21 protein-coding genes are annotated in these 19,624 nt (G+C 74.2%); 13 read left to right on the top strand and 8 right to left on the bottom strand.

Annotated features, from left to right (window positions below; translation table 11 throughout):
• The 4 genes from ABTW87_RS27920 to ABTW87_RS27905 all read right to left on the bottom strand — a co-directional run.
• The coding region (locus ABTW87_RS27920; RefSeq protein WP_350654155.1) for a D-sedoheptulose-7-phosphate isomerase at nt 1-351 on the bottom strand (351 nt) is incomplete at its 3' end.
• Nucleotides 348-1,568, bottom strand: coding sequence for a glycosyltransferase (locus ABTW87_RS27915; protein ID WP_350654153.1), 1,221 nt, complete (start codon nt 1,566-1,568; stop codon nt 348-350). The genes ABTW87_RS27920 and ABTW87_RS27915, both read right to left, overlap by 4 nt.
• The gene (locus ABTW87_RS27910; protein ID WP_350654152.1) at nt 1,553-2,530 is read right to left on the bottom strand and encodes a glycosyltransferase; all 978 of its coding nucleotides are present in this window, start codon (nt 2,528-2,530) and stop codon (nt 1,553-1,555) included. The genes ABTW87_RS27915 and ABTW87_RS27910 overlap by 16 nt, the downstream gene beginning before the upstream one ends.
• Nucleotides 2,527-4,284: an HAD-IIIA family hydrolase gene (locus ABTW87_RS27905; RefSeq protein WP_350654150.1), complete on the bottom strand. Its 1,758-nt coding sequence runs from the start codon at nt 4,282-4,284 to the stop codon at nt 2,527-2,529. Before ABTW87_RS27905 ends, ABTW87_RS27910 begins: the two co-directional genes overlap by 4 nt.
• Nucleotides 4,285-4,454: 170 nt before the next feature.
• Here ABTW87_RS27905 and ABTW87_RS27900 point away from each other — a divergent pair, with 170 nt between their 5' ends.
• The 3 genes from ABTW87_RS27900 (at nt 4,455) to ABTW87_RS27890 (ending at nt 6,784) form a co-directional block, all read left to right on the top strand.
• Nucleotides 4,455-4,901: an SRPBCC family protein gene (locus ABTW87_RS27900; protein WP_350654148.1), complete on the top strand. Its 447-nt coding sequence runs from the start codon at nt 4,455-4,457 to the stop codon at nt 4,899-4,901.
• The gene (locus tag ABTW87_RS27895) at nt 4,898-5,899 is read left to right on the top strand and encodes an SDR family oxidoreductase (protein ID WP_350654147.1); all 1,002 of its coding nucleotides are present in this window, start codon (nt 4,898-4,900) and stop codon (nt 5,897-5,899) included. The genes ABTW87_RS27900 and ABTW87_RS27895 overlap by 4 nt, the downstream gene beginning before the upstream one ends.
• A gap of 117 nt (nt 5,900-6,016) precedes the next feature.
• Nucleotides 6,017-6,784, top strand: a complete 768-nt coding sequence (locus tag ABTW87_RS27890; RefSeq protein WP_350654145.1) for a polyprenol monophosphomannose synthase — start codon at nt 6,017-6,019, stop codon at nt 6,782-6,784.
• A gap of 38 nt (nt 6,785-6,822) precedes the next feature.
• On the opposite strand, the gene ABTW87_RS27885 is transcribed toward ABTW87_RS27890, so the two are convergent.
• Nucleotides 6,823-8,427, bottom strand: coding sequence for a phytoene desaturase family protein (locus ABTW87_RS27885; protein ID WP_350654143.1), 1,605 nt, complete (start codon nt 8,425-8,427; stop codon nt 6,823-6,825).
• Between the two features lie 72 nt (nt 8,428-8,499).
• On the opposite strand from ABTW87_RS27885, the gene ABTW87_RS27880 reads away from it, so the two are divergent.
• Nucleotides 8,500-9,933: an aldehyde dehydrogenase family protein gene (locus ABTW87_RS27880; protein WP_350654141.1), complete on the top strand. Its 1,434-nt coding sequence runs from the start codon at nt 8,500-8,502 to the stop codon at nt 9,931-9,933.
• Nucleotides 9,934-9,985: 52 nt separating this feature from the next.
• Here ABTW87_RS27880 and ABTW87_RS27875 read toward each other — a convergent pair whose 3' ends face one another.
• Entirely contained in the window at nt 9,986-10,399 is a 414-nt protein-coding gene (locus ABTW87_RS27875) for a ChaB family protein (RefSeq protein ID WP_350654139.1), read from the bottom strand.
• Nucleotides 10,400-10,559: 160 nt separating this feature from the next.
• On the opposite strand from ABTW87_RS27875, the gene ABTW87_RS27870 reads away from it, so the two are divergent.
• The 5 genes from ABTW87_RS27870 (at nt 10,560) to ABTW87_RS27850 (ending at nt 13,239) form a co-directional block, all read left to right on the top strand.
• The gene (locus tag ABTW87_RS27870; protein WP_350654137.1) at nt 10,560-11,540 is read left to right on the top strand and encodes a YihY/virulence factor BrkB family protein; all 981 of its coding nucleotides are present in this window, start codon (nt 10,560-10,562) and stop codon (nt 11,538-11,540) included.
• A gap of 45 nt (nt 11,541-11,585) precedes the next feature.
• Nucleotides 11,586-12,002 carry a DUF2795 domain-containing protein gene (locus ABTW87_RS27865; protein ID WP_350654135.1) on the top strand — a complete coding sequence of 139 codons (417 nt, stop codon included), beginning with the start codon at nt 11,586-11,588 and terminating at the stop codon, nt 12,000-12,002.
• Between the two features lie 49 nt (nt 12,003-12,051).
• Entirely contained in the window at nt 12,052-12,513 is a 462-nt protein-coding gene (locus ABTW87_RS27860) for an SRPBCC family protein (protein WP_350654158.1), read from the top strand.
• A 92-nt stretch (nt 12,514-12,605) separates the two neighbouring features.
• The gene (locus ABTW87_RS27855) at nt 12,606-12,866 is read left to right on the top strand and encodes a hypothetical protein (protein WP_350654134.1); all 261 of its coding nucleotides are present in this window, start codon (nt 12,606-12,608) and stop codon (nt 12,864-12,866) included.
• Between the two features lie 160 nt (nt 12,867-13,026).
• Nucleotides 13,027-13,239 carry a hypothetical protein gene (locus ABTW87_RS27850; RefSeq protein ID WP_350654132.1) on the top strand — a complete coding sequence of 71 codons (213 nt, stop codon included), beginning with the start codon at nt 13,027-13,029 and terminating at the stop codon, nt 13,237-13,239.
• A gap of 13 nt (nt 13,240-13,252) precedes the next feature.
• Here ABTW87_RS27850 and ABTW87_RS27845 read toward each other — a convergent pair whose 3' ends face one another.
• Nucleotides 13,253-13,702 carry a hypothetical protein gene (locus ABTW87_RS27845; RefSeq protein ID WP_350654130.1) on the bottom strand — a complete coding sequence of 150 codons (450 nt, stop codon included), beginning with the start codon at nt 13,700-13,702 and terminating at the stop codon, nt 13,253-13,255.
• A 158-nt stretch (nt 13,703-13,860) separates the two neighbouring features.
• Here ABTW87_RS27845 and ABTW87_RS27840 point away from each other — a divergent pair, with 158 nt between their 5' ends.
• Entirely contained in the window at nt 13,861-14,238 is a 378-nt protein-coding gene (locus ABTW87_RS27840; protein ID WP_350654128.1) for a DUF6401 family natural product biosynthesis protein, read from the top strand.
• A gap of 87 nt (nt 14,239-14,325) precedes the next feature.
• Here ABTW87_RS27840 and ABTW87_RS27835 read toward each other — a convergent pair whose 3' ends face one another.
• Nucleotides 14,326-15,183 carry a mechanosensitive ion channel family protein gene (locus ABTW87_RS27835; protein ID WP_350654126.1) on the bottom strand — a complete coding sequence of 286 codons (858 nt, stop codon included), beginning with the start codon at nt 15,181-15,183 and terminating at the stop codon, nt 14,326-14,328.
• Between the two features lie 187 nt (nt 15,184-15,370).
• Here ABTW87_RS27835 and ABTW87_RS27830 point away from each other — a divergent pair, with 187 nt between their 5' ends.
• From ABTW87_RS27830 to ABTW87_RS27820, 3 genes are all read left to right on the top strand, one after another.
• Nucleotides 15,371-17,497, top strand: a complete 2,127-nt coding sequence (locus ABTW87_RS27830) for an ATP-binding SpoIIE family protein phosphatase (protein ID WP_350654124.1) — start codon at nt 15,371-15,373, stop codon at nt 17,495-17,497.
• 42 nt (nt 17,498-17,539) lie between these two features.
• Nucleotides 17,540-18,217 carry an HAD family hydrolase gene (locus ABTW87_RS27825; RefSeq protein ID WP_350654122.1) on the top strand — a complete coding sequence of 226 codons (678 nt, stop codon included), beginning with the start codon at nt 17,540-17,542 and terminating at the stop codon, nt 18,215-18,217.
• Nucleotides 18,218-18,321: 104 nt separating this feature from the next.
• Complete coding sequence (locus ABTW87_RS27820; protein WP_350654120.1) at nt 18,322-19,614, top strand: cation:proton antiporter; 1,293 nt, start codon at nt 18,322-18,324, stop codon at nt 19,612-19,614.
• Nucleotides 19,615-19,624: the final 10 nt, after the last annotated feature.

Raw genomic sequence — 19,624 nt, 5'->3', positions numbered from 1 at the left:
GAGGAGTAGGAGGATGTCGCCGGGTCGGCCGTGGGCGTGGACCTGGCGGGCGTAGACGTGGTCGTAGCCGTAGTCGTTGGCGATGGCGGTGAGGGCGCTGGTTTCGGCGTGCAGGGCGATGGCGGACAGGGGTTGGCGGTCGTGGCGGAGTTTGCCGACGAGTTCGGCGGTGAGGTGTTGGGCTTCGGCGGCGCTGCCGCCGTTGCCGGCCACCAGCAGCCGCCCACCCTCGACGAACCGGCGGGCCAGCGTCTCCCCCCAGCGGGCCAGCCGCTCCTCGCACCGCCGGTACGGCACGAGGGCGGCGGCGAGGTTCGCCAGGTGGCTGTCGAGCAGCGAGCGACCACTCATCCGGCCACCACCCGGGTGGCCCGGCCGACGGCGACCACGTCGCCGTACACCTCGGCCAGCCGCTCGGCGGTGGCCGCCCACGAGTAGCGTTCGCGGACGCGTTCCAGCGCCGCCGTCGCGTACCCGAACAGGCGGATCCGGTCGTCGAGCAGACGCTGGACCGCGACGCCGAGGGCCCGCGGATCGCGGGCCGGCACGAGGTCACCGGTCACCCCGTCGACCACCGTGTCGCGGATCCCGCCGACCGCGGTTCCGACCACCGGCACGCCGCAGGCCATCGCCTCAAGCGGGGTCAGCCCGAACGGCTCGTACCAGGGGGCGGCCACCAGGACGTCGGCGGAGCGGTACCAGCGGCCCATCTCCTCGCGGGGCACCGCGCCGACAAGCCGAACCCGGTCGGCCACGCCGCAGGTGTGCGCCAGGGCCCGCAGCCGGCGGGCGTACGGGTCGCTCTCGAGCAGCCCGGCCGGGGGCCCGCCGACGATCACGCACTCGGCGTCCGGTACGTGGGCCATCGCCCGGACGACCGTCTGGAAACCCTTCCGTTCCACCAGCCGCCCGACGGTGAGGATGCGGGGGCGGTCCGCCTCCCGCTCCGCCACCGGGCCGAGCGGGGCGAACGTGCCGAGGTTGACCCCGGACGGCACGACCGTCATCCGGGACCGGGGGACGCCCATCCGGACCAGCTCCCCGACCTCGTCGCGGCACTGGGCGATGACCCGGTCGACCGACCGGCCCAGCTCCCGCTCGTAACCGATCCGCCGGGCCGGGCTGGTGTCCTGCACCCCCTGGTGCCGTTTCTTGACGACGCCGAGCGCGTGGTACGTCTGCACCACCGGCACGCCGGTCTGCCGGCTCGCGGCGAGAGCGGCGAGGCCGCTCATCCAGAAGTGCGCGTGGACGACCTCCGGCGTCCAGTCACCGCCGCGCCAGCGGTCCACCAGCCAGCGGCTGAACTCCTTCATGTGCGGCAGCAACGCGTCCTTGGCGACCGGCTCGGCCGGGCCCGCCGGTACGTGCACCACCTCGTACCCGTCCGGGCAGCGGACGGCCACCGGCAGGTCGACCGCGTCCCGGCGGGTGTAGACCCGCACGTCGTGCCCGGCCGCCGCGAGGGCCGCGGACAGCTCGGCGACGTGCGTGTTCTGGCCACCTGCGTCCTCCCCGCCAAGGACGGCGAGCGGGCTGGCGTGCTCCGAGATCATCGCGATCCGCATACTTCCTCCTCCAGCAGCCGGTCCCAGTCGGTGAGGAATCGGTCGAGGCCGTACCGGTCGAGGGCGACCGCCCGGCCGGCGGCACCCGCCCGGCGGGCGTGCGCCGGATCCGCCATCAGGTGGCGGGCCGCGTCGAGCAGGTCGTCGACCCGGGTGGCGAGGGCGCCGGCCTCGGGCGGCACCGCCATCACGGCCTCCGTCGCGGCGAGTGCGACGACGGGCATGCCGATGCTCATCGCCTCGATCAGGCTCAGCCCGAGCGAGGTCCACCGGCACAGGTGCAGGTACGCCCGCCGCCGCCCCAACTCGGCGTGCATCCGAGCCTGGGGCAGGTCGTCGTGGCTGGTGAGCCGGTCGGGCGGCAGCCCGAGGTGGTCGGCGAGACCGGCCACCTTCATCCCGAAGACGTCCAGCGGGGCGATCTCGGCGAAGCGGGGCAGCAGGTCGGTGCCGGTGACCCGCCAGCGGCGTACCGGCTCGTTGATGACCACCGCGAGCCGCTCCAGCTCGCCGGTGTACTCGACCGCCGGCGGCACGACGCCGTGGTCGACCACGGTGGTCCGCGTGGTTCCGGTGTCCCAGTAGAGCTGGTTGAACGCGGTGACGTGGGCGATCAGCAGGTCGTCCCGGTCGGCCATCGGGTGCCGGCTGTCGGGGACGTTGCCGTCCTTCGGGGTGTTGTGCTCCACGAAGATCGTCGGCAGGTCGCGGCCGGGCCGGCGGCCCAGCCACTCGGTCGCCAGGTCCAGCTCCTCGGGGCGCTGCAGGATGACGAGATCCACCTCGGCGGTGCGCAGTTCCTCCGGCGTGACCTCGACCGCGCTGTCCGGCCACGGATAGGTGCGTGCCCGGCCGAGGCCGTACGGGCCGCGCTCGGGGGTGACCGGCACCAGGTACCGGTGCTTGCCGTGGACGAAGGAGGTGGTCCACGACCCGTGCACGTGCCAGAGGAGGACGTTCATCGGCCGCTCCGGCCTACCGCGGTGACGGTCCGGGTCGCCCTCGGCGACGGCGACGACGGCGGTACGCCCAGCCGGGTCAGCGCGTCCAGGACCTCCCGCGGGGTGACCCGGCTGAGGCAGGGGTGGCCCGGCACCGGGCAGGTCGCGGCGCGGGTGTCCCGGCAGCCGGCGCCGGCGTCGCCGAGCCGGACGACGGGCACCCGCCACGGCCCCCACTGTCCGAACGGGACGGTCGGGGCGAAGAGGCTGACCACCGGTACGCCGTAGGCGGCGGCGAGGTGGGCGGGACCGGTGTTGCCGACCACCACGGCTGAGGCCCCGGAGACGGTGGCGGCCAGTTCGGCGAGCCCGGTGCCCCCGCCGAGGTCCACGGCGAGCCCGCCGGCGACCCGGGCGGTCAGCTCCGCCTCGCCCGGGCCGCCGGTGACCACCACGCGGTGACCCGCGCCGACCAGTTCCCGGACGACGCCCTCGGCCAGGTCGACCGGCAGGCCCCGCGACTGCGCCGCCGAGCCGGGGTGCAGCACCACGTAGCCCGGAGCGCCGACCTGCGGTGGCGGCGGTGGCGTCGGCCGCAGGCGCAGGGTGGGTTCGTCGTGGTCGGGTAGGGCGTAGCCGGCGGCGGCGGCGAGGGACAGGGCGCGTTCGGGTTCGGGTACGCCGGTCGGGACGCGGTGGCGGATGTCGAGCAGGCTGCCGGGGTAGTCGTCGCTGATCGCGGCGATGCGGGCCACGCCGATGGTGCGTAGCAGCAGGGCCAGGGGCAGGGGGGACTGGTGGTAGCTGGTGAAGATGACCGCTTCGTCGGCGGCCACGGCGGCGAGGCGGTCGGTGAGGGCGGTGATGTCGTCGGCGGTGACCGGGTTCGGGTCGGGGTCGATCCAGGGCAGCCGGTGTTCGATGACCTCGTCGACGCCGGGCAGCAGATCGGCGGCCGCCCGGCCACGCGGCCCGCACAGCAGCACCACCCGCCGCGCGCCGGCGGCCACCGCCCGGATCCCCGGACCGGTGACCAACACGTCCCCGACCGAATCGGAACGCACGACCAGCACCGTCCCGACCCGGCGGGCCGGCCGGCGGACCCCGCCCGCGGCGACGTCCCCGAACCCGGAGACGGCCGTGGCCACCCCGGCGGACCGGTAGGTGGCCGGGTCGAGGGCGGCCTGCCGGCGCAGGATCTCCGCCACCGCGGCGGGCAGGTCCGCCGCGACCCACGGCGCCGCGTCGACCTCCTCCGGCCGGGTCACCGGCGTGGGCACCAGCACGGCCTGGGCGCCGGCGGCGAGGGCAGCGGTGACGTCCCGGCCGATGTCCCCGATCAGCACACAGCGCCGGGGGACGGTGCCCAGCTCGCGGGCGGCGTCCCACACCAGCCCCGGCGCCGGCTTCCGGCACCCGCACCGGTCACCGTCATCGTGCGGGCACACCAGCCACGCGTCGAACGGCCCCAACAACTGCTCGATCCGCGCATGCACCGCAGCCATCTGCGCCGGCGTGAACAATCCCTTCGCCAACCCCGACTGGTTCGTCACCACACCCAGCCGCAACCCCGCCGCCCGCAACCCGTCCAACGCCACCCGCGCACCCGGCACCGGCCGCACCTTCTCCGGATCCCCGTTGTACGGGACGTCCTCGACCAACGTCCCATCCCGGTCGAACAACACCGCATCAAACAGGCGTCGCGCCGGACCGCCCCGGCCAGCACGGGCACCGACCCCGGCTGACCTGCACTGATCCGGCTCGAGCTGTCGCACAGCCGGCGGGTTCCCGGCGCCCCGGGGAGTAAACATCATCATCGCGGCGCCACGGTGCCGCGCCGCCGGCGGTGTCGTCACGCCGGCCCGCGGTGACCTTACCCGCAGCCCCCGAGAAGCTAACCCGGGCCGCCCGTTAGCTCCGGCGCCCGCCAGGGTATGAGGGCGCAGTGGCAGTTGTGGAGAAAGTGATCGACGCCCCGCCGGAACAGGTGTGGGCCGTGCTGGCCGACGGGTGGACCTACAGCGACTGGGTGGTCGGCACCGTGCACGTGCGCGACGTGGACGATCACTGGCCGGCCGTCGGCAGCGAGCTGCACCATCGTGCGGGCCCCTGGCCCGTGTCGCTGGAGGACTCCTCGACGGTGCTCGGCTGCGAGCCGCCGCACAAACTGATCATCCGGGCCGGGCTGTGGCCGGCGGGTGAGGCCATCGTGGTCTTCACCCTGGAGCCGGTGGGAACGGGCGCCACCCGGGTGCGCATCGGCGAGGACTTCGCCGCCGGCCCGCTGCGCTGGATCCGCACCAAGATCAACGACCTGGTGCTGCACCAGCGCAACAAGGAGACGCTGCGCCGGTTGTCCGACATCGCCATCCGGCAGAAGGCCGACGCATGACACAGACGGTCGTGGTGACCGGCGCGAGCGCCGGGGTGGGGCGGGCCGTCGCCCGGGCGTACGCCGAGCGGGGTGCCCGCCTCGCGCTGCTCGCCCGTGGCGCGGCGGGCCTCGCGGCAGCCGAGCGGGACTGCCGGGAGCGGGGCGCGGCCGACGTCCGGACCTACCGGGTGGACGTGGCCGACGCGGGCGCGGTGCAGCAGGCGGCGGACGACGTGGTGCACCGGTTCGGTGGGCTCGACGTCTGGATCAACAACGCGATGGTCTCGGTCTTCGCCCCCGCCTGGGAGATCCCCGCGACGGAGTTCCGCCGGGTCACCGAGGTCAACTACCTGGGCACGGTCCACGGCACGCTCGCCGCGCTGCGGCACCTCCGGGCGCACGGGCGCGGCACGATCGTCCAGGTCGGGTCGGCGCTCGCCTACCGGGGCATCCCGCTGCAGTCCGCGTACTGCGCCACCAAGCACGCCGTCCAGGGCTTCAACGACTCGCTGCGCGCGGAACTCCTGCACGACTGCCCGGGAGTGCGGCTGACGATGGTGCAGCTGCCGGCCATCAACACCCCGCAGTTCTCGTGGGTGCGTACGCGGCTGCCCCGCCACCCCCAGCCGGTGCCGCCGATCTTCGCGCCCGAGGTGGCCGCACGGGCGATCCTCTGGGCGGCCGATCACGGGCCGCGGGAGTTGAACGTCGGCGGTCCCACGTGGCGGGCCCGGCTCGGGGACATCCTCGTCCCCGGTCTGCTGGAGCGGAAGCTTGCCCACGACGGATACGACAGCCAGCAGACGATGTCGCCGATCGACCCGGGAAGCTGGCGGGACAACCTGTACCGCCCCGGCGACGAGGAACGCGACCACGGCACGGCGGGTGTCTTCGCCGACCGCGCCCGGCGTCGCTCCCCGGCGTTGTGGGTCGGTACCCACAAGCGGGCGGTGTCGGCCCTCGCCGTTGCCGGCTTGTCCGTCGCGCTGGGCGCGCTCACCCGCCGGTCGTGGTGACCGTCAGCCGCCGCCCCGGTGCCTGCTGTGACGGCCGGGGCGGGGGAGCAACAACGCGACGCGCGAGGCACTGGCTACGCTCAAGGGAGCCAAGTCCGCGAAACGAGGATGTCCGACATGAGTGAACCCGTGCAGTTGCCGTCGCCCTGGCGGGATGCACGCCTGACCGTGGTCGTTCCGACCTACAACGAGGCGGGCAACCTTCCGGTCCTGGTGGAACGCCTGCTCGCGCTGCCCCTGCCGGGCCTGAAGGTCCTCGTGGCCGACGACAACTCCCCCGACGGCACCGGCGAGGTCGCGGACAAGCTGGCCATCGAGCACCCGGACCGGATCGAGGTCGTCCACCGGCCCGGCAAGGAGGGCCTGGGCCGGGCGTACGTCGACGGCATCGGGCGTGCCCTCGACGGCGGCGCCGAGTACGTCGCGCAGATGGACGCCGACCTGTCGCACCCGCCCGAGGCGCTGCCGGGCATGCTGGGCGCGCTGCTGTCCACCCAGGCCGGTGTGGTGATCGGCTCGCGGTACGTTCCCGGCGGCGAGCTGGACGAGAACTGGCCGCTGTACCGGCGCGCGCTCAGCGGCTGGGCGAACCTGTACGTCCACACGCTGCTGCGCGTTCGGATCCGGGATCTCACCGCCGGTTTCAAGATCTGGCGGGCGGACGCGCTGCACGACATCGGGCTGGAGCGGGTGCAGTCCAACGGCTACAGCTTCCAGGTGGAGATGCACTACCTGGCCACGAAGCTCGGGCACACGATCCTCGAGGTGCCGATCCGGTTCGAGGAGCGGCGGGACGGGGCGTCGAAGATGACGACCGCCACCAAGATCGAGAGTGCGCTGATGCCGTTCCGCCTGCGCAGCAAGCACCGCAACGTCAACCGCTGACCGGCGGCCACCGCCGTCCCGTCCGCCGGACGATCAGGTCAGCGGTAGATCGTCCGGTGCGCGGTGTCGATCGCGGCCGCGTACAGGCCACCGGTGAGCGCGCGGTCGCGGGCCAGCGCGGCCCGCGCCGCGTTCGCCCCGGGTGCGCCGTGCACGCCGCCGCCGGGGTGGGCCGACGCACTGGCCAGGAAGAGCCGGTCCACCGGCGTGTCGGCGCGACCGAGGCCGGGGATCGGGCGCAGGAAGAGCTGTTGGTAGGCGGCGGCCGTGCCGCCGCCGAGCGCCCCGCCGACCAGGCTCGGGTCGCCCACCTCCAGGTCGGCCGGGCCGGCCACGTGCCGGCCCACCACCAGGCTGCGGAAGCCCGGGGCGGCGTCCTCCAGCACCTGTTCCATCCGCTCCACCTGCCGGGCGATCTCCTCGGCCCGCCACTGGCGCCGGAACGGCAGGTGGGTGTACGACCAGAGCGACTCGGTGCCGGGCGGCGAGTGGCTCGGGTCGGCGACGGTCATCTGGCCGACCAGCAGGAACGGGTGGCGGGGCACCTCACCGCGGGCCAGCGCCCCCGCGTAGTCGGTCAGCCCGTCGAGGTCCGCGCCGAGGTGGACGGTGCCGGCGGTGGCGACCGCCCGGTTGGTCCACGGGACCGGCGCGGAGAGCGCCCAGTCGACCTTCAGGGTCGAGCCGTCCCACTTGAAGTACGCCAGATCCTCGACCAGCCGCGGCGGCAGCGCCGCCGCGCCGACCAGGTCCAGGTAGAGGGCGGGCGCCGGCACGTCGGCGAGCACGGCGCGGCGGGCCCGCCACAGTGCGCCGCCCACCGTACGGACACCCATCGCCCGCCCCCGGGCGGTGAGCACCCGGTCCACGCGGGCACCGTAGAGGATGCGGCCGCCCCGGTCGGTCAGCCGGGCCACCAGCGCATCGGTGATCTTCTGGGCGCCGCCGTCCGGCACCGGCCAGCCGACCTGCTGGCCGAGCATCGCCAGCAGCCACCCGTACACCCCGGAGCCGGCCTCCTCGGGCGCCAGGTCGGTGTGCAGGGCGCAGCCGGCGAGCAGAGCCGGACCGCCCTCGCCGGCGAAGAGTTCGTCGCCGAGCTTGCGGACCGGCACCACCAGTCGGCGGGCCAGTCGCAGCGCCCCGGCGACCCGGAGCCGGCGCAGCAGGGTCAGGCCGCTGCGCACCGGCGGGAACGGGGTGGTGATCGCGCCCAGCATCGGGCCGGCGACCTGGCGCCAGTCGTCGTAGGCCGTCAGCCACCGCTTGCCGTCGCCGGCCGCGAACTCGTCAAGCGAGGCGGCCGTGGTCTCCGGGTCGCGGTTGAGCACCGCCGCCCGCCCGTCCGGCAGCAGGTGCGCAAGCACGTCCGGGGAGTGCCGCCAGCGCAGCCCGTACCGGTCGAGGTCGAGGCCGCGCAGGACCGGGGAGGCGTAGCCGAGCGGATAGAAGGAGCTGTAGAGGTCGCTGAGGTAGCCGGGAGCGGTCACCTGCGCCGAGCGGACCGCGCCGCCGGGCACCTCGGTCGCCTCCAGCACCAGGACGTCCCAGCCCGCGTCGGCGAGCAGGTTCGCGGCGACCAGGCCGTTGTGGCCGGCCCCGATGACGACGGCGTCCGCGCGCTCCGCGCCGGTCGGGCTCATCCGATCCGCCTACCCGGCCCGGAACCGGGCGAAACGCGTTTGCCTCGGGCGGGCCGGGGCATCCACTGCCGCATGTACACGGTTGCGCAACTCATAGGTGGAGTGTGGGGGGCGGGCGGCGAGGGAGGCGAACTGGTCGTCCATGACCCGGCCGACGGCTCCCCGGTCAGCTCGGTTCCGGTGGCGACGGCGGACGAGGTCGGCAAGGCGGTGGAGGCGGCCCGGGGTGCCGCCGCGGAGTGGGCGGCGACGCCCCCGGCGGAACGCGCCGCCGCCCTGCACCGGGCGGCGGACGCGGTGGCGGCGGTCGCCGACGAGCTGGCCCGGGCCACCACCGCCGAGATGGGCAAACCGCTCGGGGACGCGCGCGGCGGCGTGGACGCGGGAATCGGCACCCTGCGCCAGTACGCCGAGCTCGCCCCGGTGCGCGGCGGGCGGACCCTGCACGGCGGCACCGACGCGATCGATTTCATGGTTCCCCAGCCGCGCGGCGTGGTGGCCGCGATCACCCCGTGGAACGACCCGGTGGCCGTCTCCTGCGGGCTGCTCGGCGCCGCCCTGGTCACCGGGAACGTCGTGCTCTACAAGCCGAGCGAGCGGACCCCGGCCACCGGGTGGCTGCTGGCGAAGGCACTGGACGAGGCGCTGCCGGCAGGGGTGCTGTCGCTGCTGACCGGCGGGCCCGAGGTGGGGGCGGCGCTGGCCGCCCAGCCGGTGGACGTGGTCGCGCACGTCGGATCCACGGCGACCGGCCGCGCGATCGCCGCCGCCGCGTCCCGGACCGGTGCGAAGGCCCTGCTCGAGAACGGGGGCAGCGACCCGCTCATCGTCGACGGCGACGTGGACCCGGTCTGGGCGGCCGGGCAGGCGGCGGTCGGCGCGTTCGCCAACGCCGGCCAGATCTGCGTGGCGGTGGAGCGCATCTACGTCCACCGGGACGTCGCCGAGGACTTCCTCGACGCCCTGGTCGAGCGGGCCCAGGCGCTGCGGGCGGGCCCGGGGACCGAGCCGACGACCGAGCTGGGCCCGCTCGTCGACCGGCGGCACCGCGACCACGTGCACGGCCAGGTAACCGCGGCGGTGGCGGAGGGGGCGCGGATCCGTACCGGCGGCACCCTGCCCGACGGGCCGGGCGCCTTCTACCCGGCGACCGTGGTCGCGGACTGCCGGCACGACATGACCCTGGTCCGCGAGGAGACCTTCGGGCCGGTCGCCCCGGTCGTGGTGGTGGACTCGTTCTCCGAGGCGCTTCGCTGTGCCGCCGACTCGCCGTACGGGCTGGCGGCAACCGTGCTGACCGGCTCCATGAGCCACGCGCACCGCGCGTGGCGGGAGCTGCCGGTGGGCACCGTGAAGATCAACGCGGTCTTCGGCGGGGCGCCGGGCGGTGCCGCGCATCCGCGCCGCGGCAGCGGCCAGGGCTTCGGGTACGGCCCGGAGTTGCTGGACGAGTTCACCGCCACGAAGGCGGTCCACATCGAGGCGCCCGGCGGCGGGCACTGGTGAACCGACGTGGGACGGGACCGTTCCGTGCGGAGGGGCCCCGTCCCACGTACCCCTAACGCTTCCGGCCCTTTTCGCGGGCCTTCGCGGTCGCGCGGTTGTTCGCCTTCTCGATGGCCTTGACCAGTTCCGGCTTGGTCATGGTGGACCGGCCGGGAACGTCGAGCTTGCGTGCCACCTGCATCAGGTGGTCCTTGGTGGCGTTCGCGTCGACGCCGCCCGCCGTGTCCGCTCGGCGCTGCGGGCCACCGCCGGCCGCCTGGCGGTCGCTCGGGCCCTTGCGGCCCTTCGACTCCCAGTGGTCGCCGACCTTCTCGAACTCGTGCTTGACCGCGGCGAAGGCGGTCCGGTGGGCCCGCTCCCCCTCGCCGTACGTCTGCACGGCCGAATCGTGGGTCTTCTCCCAGGTGCGCTGCGCCTTGTCCGGGGAGCGCCGCAGCGTGCTGGGCATGTCCTCGCGCCCGGGCATCTCGTCCTCCTCCGCGTCGATGGCTTCCGGTTTGACCGTTCCCCCACGGCCGACCGGCAAACCGGGTGCCGGGTTTGTCGATTTTCAGGCCGGGGTACCGGCGGAGCGGACACCGGACGTACCCCGACGTCCGGCGACCGAGCGGCACAGGGAGCGGCCCATGACGGCGACGGAGCCCGGTACGGCGATCGACGAGGTGGCACGGCGGCCCCTGCCCGGGCGGGTCCGGCAACTGAGCTGGCGGACCTGGCGGGGGGTCATGGCGCGCAGCGCCCGCAACTTCCTCAAGGACAACTGCGCCGACTGGGCGGCGGCGCTCACCTACTACGGGGTACTGGCGCTCTTCCCGTCCACCATCGTGGTGGTCGCCCTGGTCGGGCTGGTCTCCGAGGGCGACCGGACGGTGGACACGGTGCTCGACCTGGCCCGGGACCTGGGTGCCGGTTCGGTCGTGGCCAACGAGGGCTTCGTCAGCGTCGTCCGGGAGGTCGTGGCGGACCAGGGCGGTGCCAGTGTGCTGCTGAGCTTCGGCCTGCTCGGCGCCCTGTGGTCGGCCTCCGGATTCATCGGTGCGTTCACCCGCGCCTCCAATGCGGTCTACGGGGTCGAGGAGGGGCGGCCGTTCTGGAAACTGCGGCCGCTGCAGATCGGGCTCGCCGGGGTGACGCTGCTGCTGCTGGCGATCGTCGCGGTCGGCCTGATCATCAGCGGGCCGGTGACCGACGCGGTCGGTGACCTGATCGGCGCGGGCGGCCTCACCCGCACGGTGTGGGCGATCCTGAAGTGGCCGGTGCTGGCCCTGATCATGATGGTGCTGCTGAGCCTGCTGTTCTGGATCGCCCCCAACGTCCGGCAGCCCCGCTTCCGCTGGCTCACCCCCGGCGGCGGGGTCGCCCTGTTCTCCTGGGCCGTCGCGTCGGCCGGCTTCGGCCTGTACGTGGCGAACTTCGGCTCGTACAGCGTCACGTACGGCAGCCTCGGCGCGGTGATCGCCTTCCTGGTGTGGCTCTACCTGTCCAACTCGGCGCTGATGCTGGGCGTCCAGATCAACGCGGAACTTCAGCGCGGCCGGGTGTTGCAGGCCGGCGCCGACGACCCGGAGGAGCCGGTGCTGGAACCCAAGGCGACGGCCGCCAGGTGATCACCAGCCGGTTTACCGGGGACCCCACCGGGTAGCGCAGAAGGCATGGAACGTGGCAGCAGCAAGCACGGACCGAGGCTCGACGACCAGATGAGCCGCGAGGTCAGCGGCCTGGTGCAGGGGCCGGGGACCGGTGGTTCGCGGGTCGACGAGGCCCGGGTCCCGGAGCCGGCGGGCGAGGACCAGCCGGAGCCCACCACCGCCCCCGCCGGCGAGTACCGCACCGGTGCTCCCAAGGGCATGAGCTCGGAGGACGTCGAGCGGCGCAGCCGCCTCGGCCGGTTCATCACGATGTCGGCGCTGCCCGGCGACCGGGAGGCGCTGGTCGCCAACGCGCGCGACAACGACGCGCCGGCGGACATCGTCGCCGAGCTGGAGCGCCTGCCCGAGGGCACCCGCTACCAGACGGTCTCCGAGGTCTGGGCGGCGCTCGGCCACAAGAACGAGACGACCCGCTGGTGACCGGATCTTCCCACGATCCGGAGCTGACCGCCGGCGGAGAGGAGGAGTCCTGATGAGTGTCATGGAGCACGTGGACGTGTCCGTCCCGGTGCGCACCGCGTACGACCAGTGGACCCAGTTCGAGGAGTTCCCGCACTTCATGGAGGGCGTGCAGGAGGTGCGCCAGCTGTCCGACCGGATGACCCACTGGACGGTCGAGATCGCCGGCGTGAAGCGCGAGTTCGACGCCGAGATCACCGAGCAGTTGCCCGACGAGCGGGTCGCCTGGCGCTCCACCGGCGGTACCCAGCACGCGGGTGTGGTGACGTTCCACCGGCTCGACGAGAACACCAGCCGGGTCACCCTGCAGCTCGAGTTCGAGCCACACGGTGTGGTCGAGCAGGCCGGCGCCAAGCTCGGCGTCGTCGACCGGCGTGCCAAGGGTGACCTGCAGCGCTTCAAGCAGTTCATCGAGCGGCGCGGCCAGGAGACCGGTGCGTGGCGCGGCAAGGTCGACCGCCCTCAGCCCTGACCCCCGATCCGGACCCACGACGGCCGCCGGCGCTGCCGGCGGCCGTCGCCGTGCCGGGTTTCGCGCAGGTGGCGTCGGGTACCGCACGAGGTATGACGGACGAGAACAAGGTGTGGCGCGACGAGGACCGAACCTCCCTGCAGGAGTTGGACCGGGCCGTCGCCCGCTCGACGCTCGACGGCCAGGCCGACGACGTGACCGGCAACGACGCCGGTGAGGAGGCCGCATTCGGGCACGGACCGGAGGCGGTGGACCGCGGCGGTCAGGCCGCCGGCGCCGGCCGGGAGCCCACCGACCCGGACCGGGCGTACCGCCCGTCGACCACCGGACGGACCGGTCCGGACAGCATGTGACGTTCGCCGCCGCGGGCCGGTGACCCGCGCCGGGACCGGCCACCCGACCTCACCCGTCGGGCCAGAAATGACGGTCCGTGCAGGCGGGAACGCGGACAGCTCGGCCAGAATCGGCCGTTCGGCTGACGGCAAGCCCGGTGCCGCGCGCAAGACTTTCGGGATGCAACAGGGCAACGGCATCCTCTCCACCCGCCAGCGTCGCCTCGCCTGGCTCGGCTTCCTGCTCGCGGCCGTCCAGGCGCCGGTCTCCGCCAAGCTGGTCTCCGACAGCTCCTGGCTGTTCAGCCTCTGCGTCGCAATGATGGTGGCCACGGTGATCATCGCGGACGACGCGGCCCGCCGCCGCCCCGCCGAGGCCAGCTCCCGCGACTGAGCCACCCCGGGGGTCAACCGCCGGTGCCGGGGAGCGCCTCGTGTCCGGGCCGTCCCCGGGTACGCCGCCGCTCCTTCATCTCCGCCTCGTAGAGGTGCCGGCGACCCTCGACCAGTTCCTCCCGGGCCTGGCGGTCGACGTCCCGGAAGAGCGCGTAGTAGCCGTCGTCGAAATCCTCGACGATCTGGAACGTCCACCGGCCGGCGATCACGTTGCGGCCGAGCAGCTCGGTGTCGATCCGGTCGGCGACGGCGTCGTGGCCGGCGGCGCGGAACATCGCCACCGCGTCGTCCAGCATCAGGTCGGCGTGCCCGACGAGCTGGTGCAGCGAGTAGAGGTGCCCGCGTACCCGCTCGACGCACTCGAGGGCCTCGCTGAGCTTGCCGAGCGCGGCGACCGTCTCGTCGCTCACCCCGGCCGGCCGCCGGTGCCGCTCGTCCGGTCCGTTCTGGTCCGCCGTCATCCGTACCTCCGCGCCCTCGCCGTGCACCCGGGTGGTCCGGTTCCTGCCCGGCCCGCACCCGGTCGGCACCTGGGAAGGGTTCGGCCGACCGGTCGAGGAGCAGAAACCGCCGACCGGCCGAGGGCGACCCCCGGTCCGGCCGGTTAGCCTCGTTCCCCATGCGCGTGCCGTTCAACCAGGTCACCCCCCGTACCGCCGTCGGGGCCGCCCGCTCGACGCTGGCCGCCCTGTCCACGACCGTGGGCGCCGACGGGCTGGCCGCGGCCGCCGCGCGGCCCGGGCTGCTGGCGCTTGTCGACCAGCACACCGCAGCCGTCCGGGAGAGCCTCGACGGCGACCGCCGCCGGCTGACCGCCGCCGCCCTCGCCGGTTACGCCGAAGGGGTACGCGCCGCGGCGCTGGAGCACGACTGGCAGCTTCCGGCCGGCCCGGTCGACTGGTCGGCACCGGACTGGCTGGTCACCCGCCTGCTGGCGGTCGCCGCCCTGGCCCGCTCCCTGGACGCACCGAAGCCGGCGCCGCTCCCCCCGCTCTGACCCGCCGCGCCGGACGGCCGCTGCCCGGCGCCCGCCACGCGGAGGGTGCCCGCCGGGGCGGACACCCTCCGATGGCGTGCACGCCGGTCAGCGACGGAACTGCTGCGTCTCGTCGCCCGCGTTCCCCGACTGGTAGGTACCGCGCCCCCCGGCCATGCTCGCCGACTCGCGAGCCGGCATGGCCTGCGGCCCGGTCCGGTCGGCCATCTGCCGCTCGACGTCGCTGCGGCCGGCCCCCTGCGCCTGCCGCTGCTCCTGGACGGCACGGGACTCCTCGGAGATCCGGTTCAGCCAGCCGTCCCAGCGATCCTGCATCGGCTTCACCAGACCACCGCCGACGCCGACGATCAGGATGCCGGCGATCGTGGCGAGCACCGCGACCAGCACCGGCGTGGTGACCGTCGTAGCGATGCCGACCTGGTTCAGCGCCGCGATCACACCGAGCGCCAGGATGAAGACGGCCGCCAGGTTGGCCAGGATCCGGCCGTACGAGAGACCGCCCAGGAAGCCGGTCACCAGGTCCCGGACGGCGTTCGCGATGGCGGCGGCCACGACGATGATCACGATCGCCACGAACGCCCGCGGCAGCCAGGCGACGACACCACTGATCAGGTCGCTTATCGCGTTGGGCCCCCAGACACCGAACGCGAACTGCAGCGTGAACAGCAGCACCGCGTAGTACGCGAGCTTGGCGAGGATGTCGCTGGCGTCGTACTTCGTCCGCTCCAACGCCTGCTTGATGCCGCCGCGCTCCACGGCGCGGTCGAAGTTCACCCGTTCCAGCACCGTGTCCACGATCTTGAGGACGGCTCTGGCAACGAGCCATCCGACCACGAGGATCGCGATGAACGCGATGGCTCTCGGTATGAACAGCAGCACCGACCTCCAGAAGTCGGCCCAGGCGTCGCCGATGTCGACCTGCCCGGCCGCGAGGGTTTCCGGCATGATGTCCCTCCTGTCGCATGGACTACGCAGCGCGCATACCCGGTCGCCGCACAGGCACGCCGTCCCGGTCCCCCGGTTTTTCCCGACAGCCGGCCTCAGAGCGGCCGTGAGCTGCCCAAACGTCCGACCCAACGAGGGGACCGACATGATCGGAAGCACCGGTGAACGTTCCCGATAGGCTGCGGTCATGCCAGGAACGGTCGGACAGGTGCCCACGTCGCCAGCACCGGTCTCCGGCGCGGCCGCACCGGTCGGAGCGGCGGCCGCCGTCCGCCACCACGACTGGGCCGGCACGGCCCTCGGACCGTGGCCGAGCTGGGACCCGGCCGTCCGGGCCGCCGCCGAGCTGGTCCTCGCCTCCCCGGTGCCGATGGTCCTCACGCTGGGCGCCGAGTTCCTGCTGCTCTACAACGACGGCTACGCCGACCTGATCGGCGACCACCACCCGGACGCGGTCGGCCGACCGGCGGCTCAGGTGTTCCCGGAGCTGTGGGAGCGGCCCGGCGTCGGGGACGCCATCGAGCACACGTACCGGACCGGCCAGCCGTTCCTGGAGCGGGAGACGACGATGCCGCTGCGGCGGCGCCGCGCCGGCGCGGTGGAGCACGCCATGTTCACCCGTGGCTGTTCGGCGGTCCGCGACAGCCAGGGCCGGATCGCCGGCGTGCTCACCGTCGCCGCCGAGACGACCCAGGTCACCCGGCAGTTGCAGAGCCTCAGCGACCTGGCCGCCGCGCTCGCCGGCACGCTCACGCTGGACGACGTCGCGCGGGTCGCCCTGCGCCACGCGCTCGCCTCGTTCGACGCCGACCGGGTCTCCTTCGCCGCCGACGAGGGCGGCGGCTGGCGGCTGGTCCGCCGCCTCCGCGGCGAGCTGATCGACGAGGCCGACGAGCGGCTCCCCCCGCTGTGGCGGCGCCTCCCGGCGGACTCGGCCGCGCCGGTCGTCGCCGCGGCGCGCGACGGCGCGTCCAGGTTCACCGACGACGGCCAGCCGCTGCGGGAGATAGCCGCCGACCGCCACGACCAGAAGATCCGGGCACTGGCCGTCGTACCGCTGCGCAGTGCGGTGCTCCGGGGCGGCCTGACCGTCGGTTACCAGACCGCGCACCCCTGGTCGGCCGCCGACCGGGCGCTGCTGTACGCCGCCGCCGAGCTGATCGGCCAGGCGGCCGAACGCGCGCGCCGGTTCGAGACCCAGCACGGGACCGCCCAGCTCCTGCAGCGCAGCATGCTGCCGGCGCACCTGCCGGACCTGCCCCGGCTGCGCATCGCCGCCCGCTACGACCCCGGCGTCGACGGCAACGCGGCCGGCGGCGACTTCTACGACGCCTTCCTCCTCCCCACCGGCGCGCTGGCAGTGGTCCTCGGCGACGTCGCCGGACACGACGTGCAGGCCGCCGCCCGGATGGGGCAGGTCCGGGCCGCACTGCGCGCGCTGGCCCTGGCCGACCCGCGCCCGGACGCGGTCCTCGGCGGGCTCGACCGGCTGGTCACGAGCCTGGGCGCCGAGGGCGGCACGCACGAGTTGTTCGTCACCGTGGTCCTCGGCGTGATCGACGCCGACCGGCACCGCCTCACCCTCGCCAGCGCCGGCCACCCCCCGCCCCTGATTCGGCGGCGCACCGCCGCCGGCCAGCCCGACGCCGAGTACGCAGACGTGCCCACGGGCGCGCCGCTCGGCCTGGGTTACCGGGCGGCGACCACCACGCTCCGCTTCTCCCCGGGCGACACGCTGCTGCTGTTCAGCGACGGCGTGGTGGAGCGGCGCCGCCAGGGCCTGGGCACGGGCCTGGACGCCCTGTCGACCGCGGTGGCCCGAGCCGCCAGCGCCGACCCGCGCGCGCTCTGCGCCGTCGCCACCGCCGCGGTCTCCGGCGCCACCGAGGACGACGTCGCCGTGTTGGCCGTGGAGCACGCACTGCGGCCGAGCCGGTCGGCGAGCATGGAGGTGCCGGCGGAGCCCACGGCGCCCAGCCGCGTCCGCCACTGGATGACCGGGCAGCTCACCGAGTGGCAGGTCCCGGAGTCGATCGTCGGAGCGGCGGTGCTCTGCACCAGCGAGCTGACCACGAACGCCCTGCTGCACGCCGGCACCGCGGCCCGCGTGGAGATCGACCTCAGCGCGGAGCGGCTGCTGGTGTCGGTGGCCGACTCGGGCACCCGGGGCACCGTCACCCGCGCGCGGACCGACACGTTGAGCAGCCGGGGTCGGGGGCTCGGGCTGATCGAGGAGTTGAGCGACGCGTGGGGCACGGATCCCACCGTCCGTGGCTCGACCGTCTGGTTCGAGATTCTCATCCCCGGTCGCTGACCGCCAGGGTCGGGCCGGCTCCCGGCGGGTAGGAGGAGGTCCATGCCGCACGACAACGCCTCCGGGGTCCTGTTCGACGTGGACGGCACCCTGGTCGACACGACGTACCTGCACACCGTGAGCTGGTGGGAGGCGCTGCGTCAGGCCGACCGGCCGGTGCCGATGGCGACCATTCACCGCGCGATCGGCATGGGCTCCGACAAGCTGCTGGACCACCTGCTCGGGCCGGAGCGCGACCGCAGCGCCGACGGGACGCTGCGCGACGCCCACGACACCCTCTACGGCGAGTACTGGGAGCGGCTGCAACCGTTCCACCGCGCCGCCGACCTGCTGCGCGCCTGCGCGGACCGCGGGCTGCGGGTGGTGCTGGCGACCTCGGCCGCCGAACATGAGGTCGCGGCCCTGCGCCGTGCACTGGCCGCGGACGACGTCATCGACACCGTCACGTCGGCGGCGGACGCCCGGGAGAGCAAACCGGCCCCGGACATCCTGGTCGCCGCGCTCGAGCAGTCCGGTCTCGACGCGGCCCGTACGGTCTTCGTCGGCGACTCGGTGTGGGACGTGGTCGCCGCCGGGAAGCTCGGGATCCCCTGCGTCGGCCTCACCTGCGGCGGCACCAGCCGGGGCGAGCTGGCCGGCGCGGGCGCGGTGGCGATCTACGACGACCCGGCCGCGCTGCTGGGCGCGCTGGCCGACTCGCCCCTCGCGGTACCGCGCTGACCGCCGGCTGAACCCGACTCGGCGGCACAGGCATAGCGAAGCGACCTCCGGGGCACTGTTCGCCCGCCGCCCGTACGCCACGGGCGCGCCCGAGAGGTGGTGCGGTGGAGCCGTTCGATGTCGCGTTCGCGGTGGTGGGTCTGGGTGCGCTGCTGGCGGGGATCCTGCCGCGCGTGCTCGAACGCCGCCCGCTGTCCATGCCGATCGCGTTCCTCGGCCTGGGCATGCTGGTCTTCCTCCTTCCGATCGGTCTGCCCGATCCCGATCCACTCCGCTACAAGGACGCGGCCACCCATCTCACCGAGGTCGGCGTCATCGTGGCCCTGATGGGGGCCGGGCTGAAGATCGACCGGCCGCTGAACTGGCACCGCTGGTCGTCCACCTGGCGGCTGCTGGCGATCGCCATGCCGGTCTGCATCGGGGCCGTGGCGCTGCTCGGCTGGTGGTGGGCCGGTCTCGTGCCGGCCGCCGCGCTGCTGCTCGGCGCGGCGCTCGCCCCCACCGACCCGGTACTCGCCTCCGACGTGCAGGTGGGCGAGCCGACCGACGTCGAGGACGGCGAGGACGAGGTACGGTTCGCCCTCACCTCCGAGGCGGGGCTGAACGACGGGCTCGCCTTCCCGTTCGTGTACGCCGCGATCGCCATCGCCGCCACCGGCCTCGCCCCCGGGGACTGGATCGCCCGCTGGTTGACCGTCGACCTGCTGTGGAAGACCGTCGCCGGGGTCGCTGGCGGCTGGCTGGTCGGGTGGCTGCTCGGCAAGCTGTTCTTCCGCGCCCCGAGCGAGCTGCGGCTGGCCCGGCACGCCGAGGGCTTCCTCGCGCTGGCGGCCACGTTCCTCGCGTACGGGCTCGTGGAGCTGGTCAGCGGGTACGGCTTCCTCGCGGTCTTCGTGGCCGCCCGCGCGATCCGCGCCGTCGAGCGCACCCACGAGTTCCACTCGGTGCTGCACGACTTCGCCGAGCAGGTGGAACGGCTGCTGACGGTCATGCTGCTGCTGCTCTTCGGCGGGGCGGTGATCGGTGGGCTGCTCGGTCCACTCACCTGGCCGGCCGCCGCGGTGGGTCTGGCGCTGGTGTTCGTGGTGCGTCCGCTGGCCGGGTGGCTGTCGCTGCGCGGGGCGCCGGGCCGCCCGGCCGAGCACTGGGTGATCGCCCTGTTCGGAATCCGGGGCGTCGGCTCGTTCTACTACCTGGCGTACGCCACGACGAAGGCGGACTTCCCGCGCGCCGACCTGCTGTGGGCCACGGTCGGCCTGGTCGTGCTGGTCTCCGTCGTGGTGCACGGGATCGCCGCCACGCCGGTGATGCAGCTGCTCGACCGGGCCGGCAACCGCACCCCCACCACGCGGACCTCCTCACCGACATCCCTGACCCCCGAACCCGCCTCCCCCTGACCGGCCCACC

Origin of the sequence: Micromonospora sp. NPDC126480 (assembly GCF_040302465.1) — a bacterium.
Classification (GTDB): domain Bacteria; phylum Actinomycetota; class Actinomycetes; order Mycobacteriales; family Micromonosporaceae; genus Micromonospora.
This window is presented reverse-complemented; position numbering and strand designations above follow the sequence as displayed.

Excerpts from the sequence above, each read along its gene's own strand:
- ABTW87_RS27890 (WP_350654145.1), top strand. The coding sequence starts at position 6,017 with ATGAGTGAACCCGTGCAGTTGCCGTCGCCCTGGCGGGATGCACGCCTG.
- ABTW87_RS27895 (WP_350654147.1), top strand. The coding sequence starts at position 4,898 with ATGACACAGACGGTCGTGGTGACCGGCGCGAGCGCCGGGGTGGGGCGG.
- ABTW87_RS27910 (WP_350654152.1), bottom strand. The coding sequence starts at position 2,530 with ATGAACGTCCTCCTCTGGCACGTGCACGGGTCGTGGACCACCTCCTTC.
- ABTW87_RS27830 (WP_350654124.1), top strand. The coding sequence starts at position 15,371 with ATGCCAGGAACGGTCGGACAGGTGCCCACGTCGCCAGCACCGGTCTCC.
- ABTW87_RS27875 (WP_350654139.1), bottom strand. The coding sequence starts at position 10,399 with ATGCCCGGGCGCGAGGACATGCCCAGCACGCTGCGGCGCTCCCCGGAC.
- ABTW87_RS27865 (WP_350654135.1), top strand. The coding sequence starts at position 11,586 with ATGGAACGTGGCAGCAGCAAGCACGGACCGAGGCTCGACGACCAGATG.
- ABTW87_RS27855 (WP_350654134.1), top strand. The coding sequence starts at position 12,606 with ATGACGGACGAGAACAAGGTGTGGCGCGACGAGGACCGAACCTCCCTG.
- ABTW87_RS27825 (WP_350654122.1), top strand. The coding sequence starts at position 17,540 with ATGCCGCACGACAACGCCTCCGGGGTCCTGTTCGACGTGGACGGCACC.
- ABTW87_RS27850 (WP_350654132.1), top strand. The coding sequence starts at position 13,027 with ATGCAACAGGGCAACGGCATCCTCTCCACCCGCCAGCGTCGCCTCGCC.
- ABTW87_RS27835 (WP_350654126.1), bottom strand. The coding sequence starts at position 15,183 with ATGCCGGAAACCCTCGCGGCCGGGCAGGTCGACATCGGCGACGCCTGG.
- ABTW87_RS27840 (WP_350654128.1), top strand. The coding sequence starts at position 13,861 with ATGCGCGTGCCGTTCAACCAGGTCACCCCCCGTACCGCCGTCGGGGCC.
- ABTW87_RS27880 (WP_350654141.1), top strand. The coding sequence starts at position 8,500 with ATGTACACGGTTGCGCAACTCATAGGTGGAGTGTGGGGGGCGGGCGGC.
- ABTW87_RS27915 (WP_350654153.1), bottom strand. The coding sequence starts at position 1,568 with ATGCGGATCGCGATGATCTCGGAGCACGCCAGCCCGCTCGCCGTCCTT.
- ABTW87_RS27845 (WP_350654130.1), bottom strand. The coding sequence starts at position 13,702 with ATGACGGCGGACCAGAACGGACCGGACGAGCGGCACCGGCGGCCGGCC.
- ABTW87_RS27885 (WP_350654143.1), bottom strand. The coding sequence starts at position 8,427 with ATGAGCCCGACCGGCGCGGAGCGCGCGGACGCCGTCGTCATCGGGGCC.
- ABTW87_RS27870 (WP_350654137.1), top strand. The coding sequence starts at position 10,560 with ATGACGGCGACGGAGCCCGGTACGGCGATCGACGAGGTGGCACGGCGG.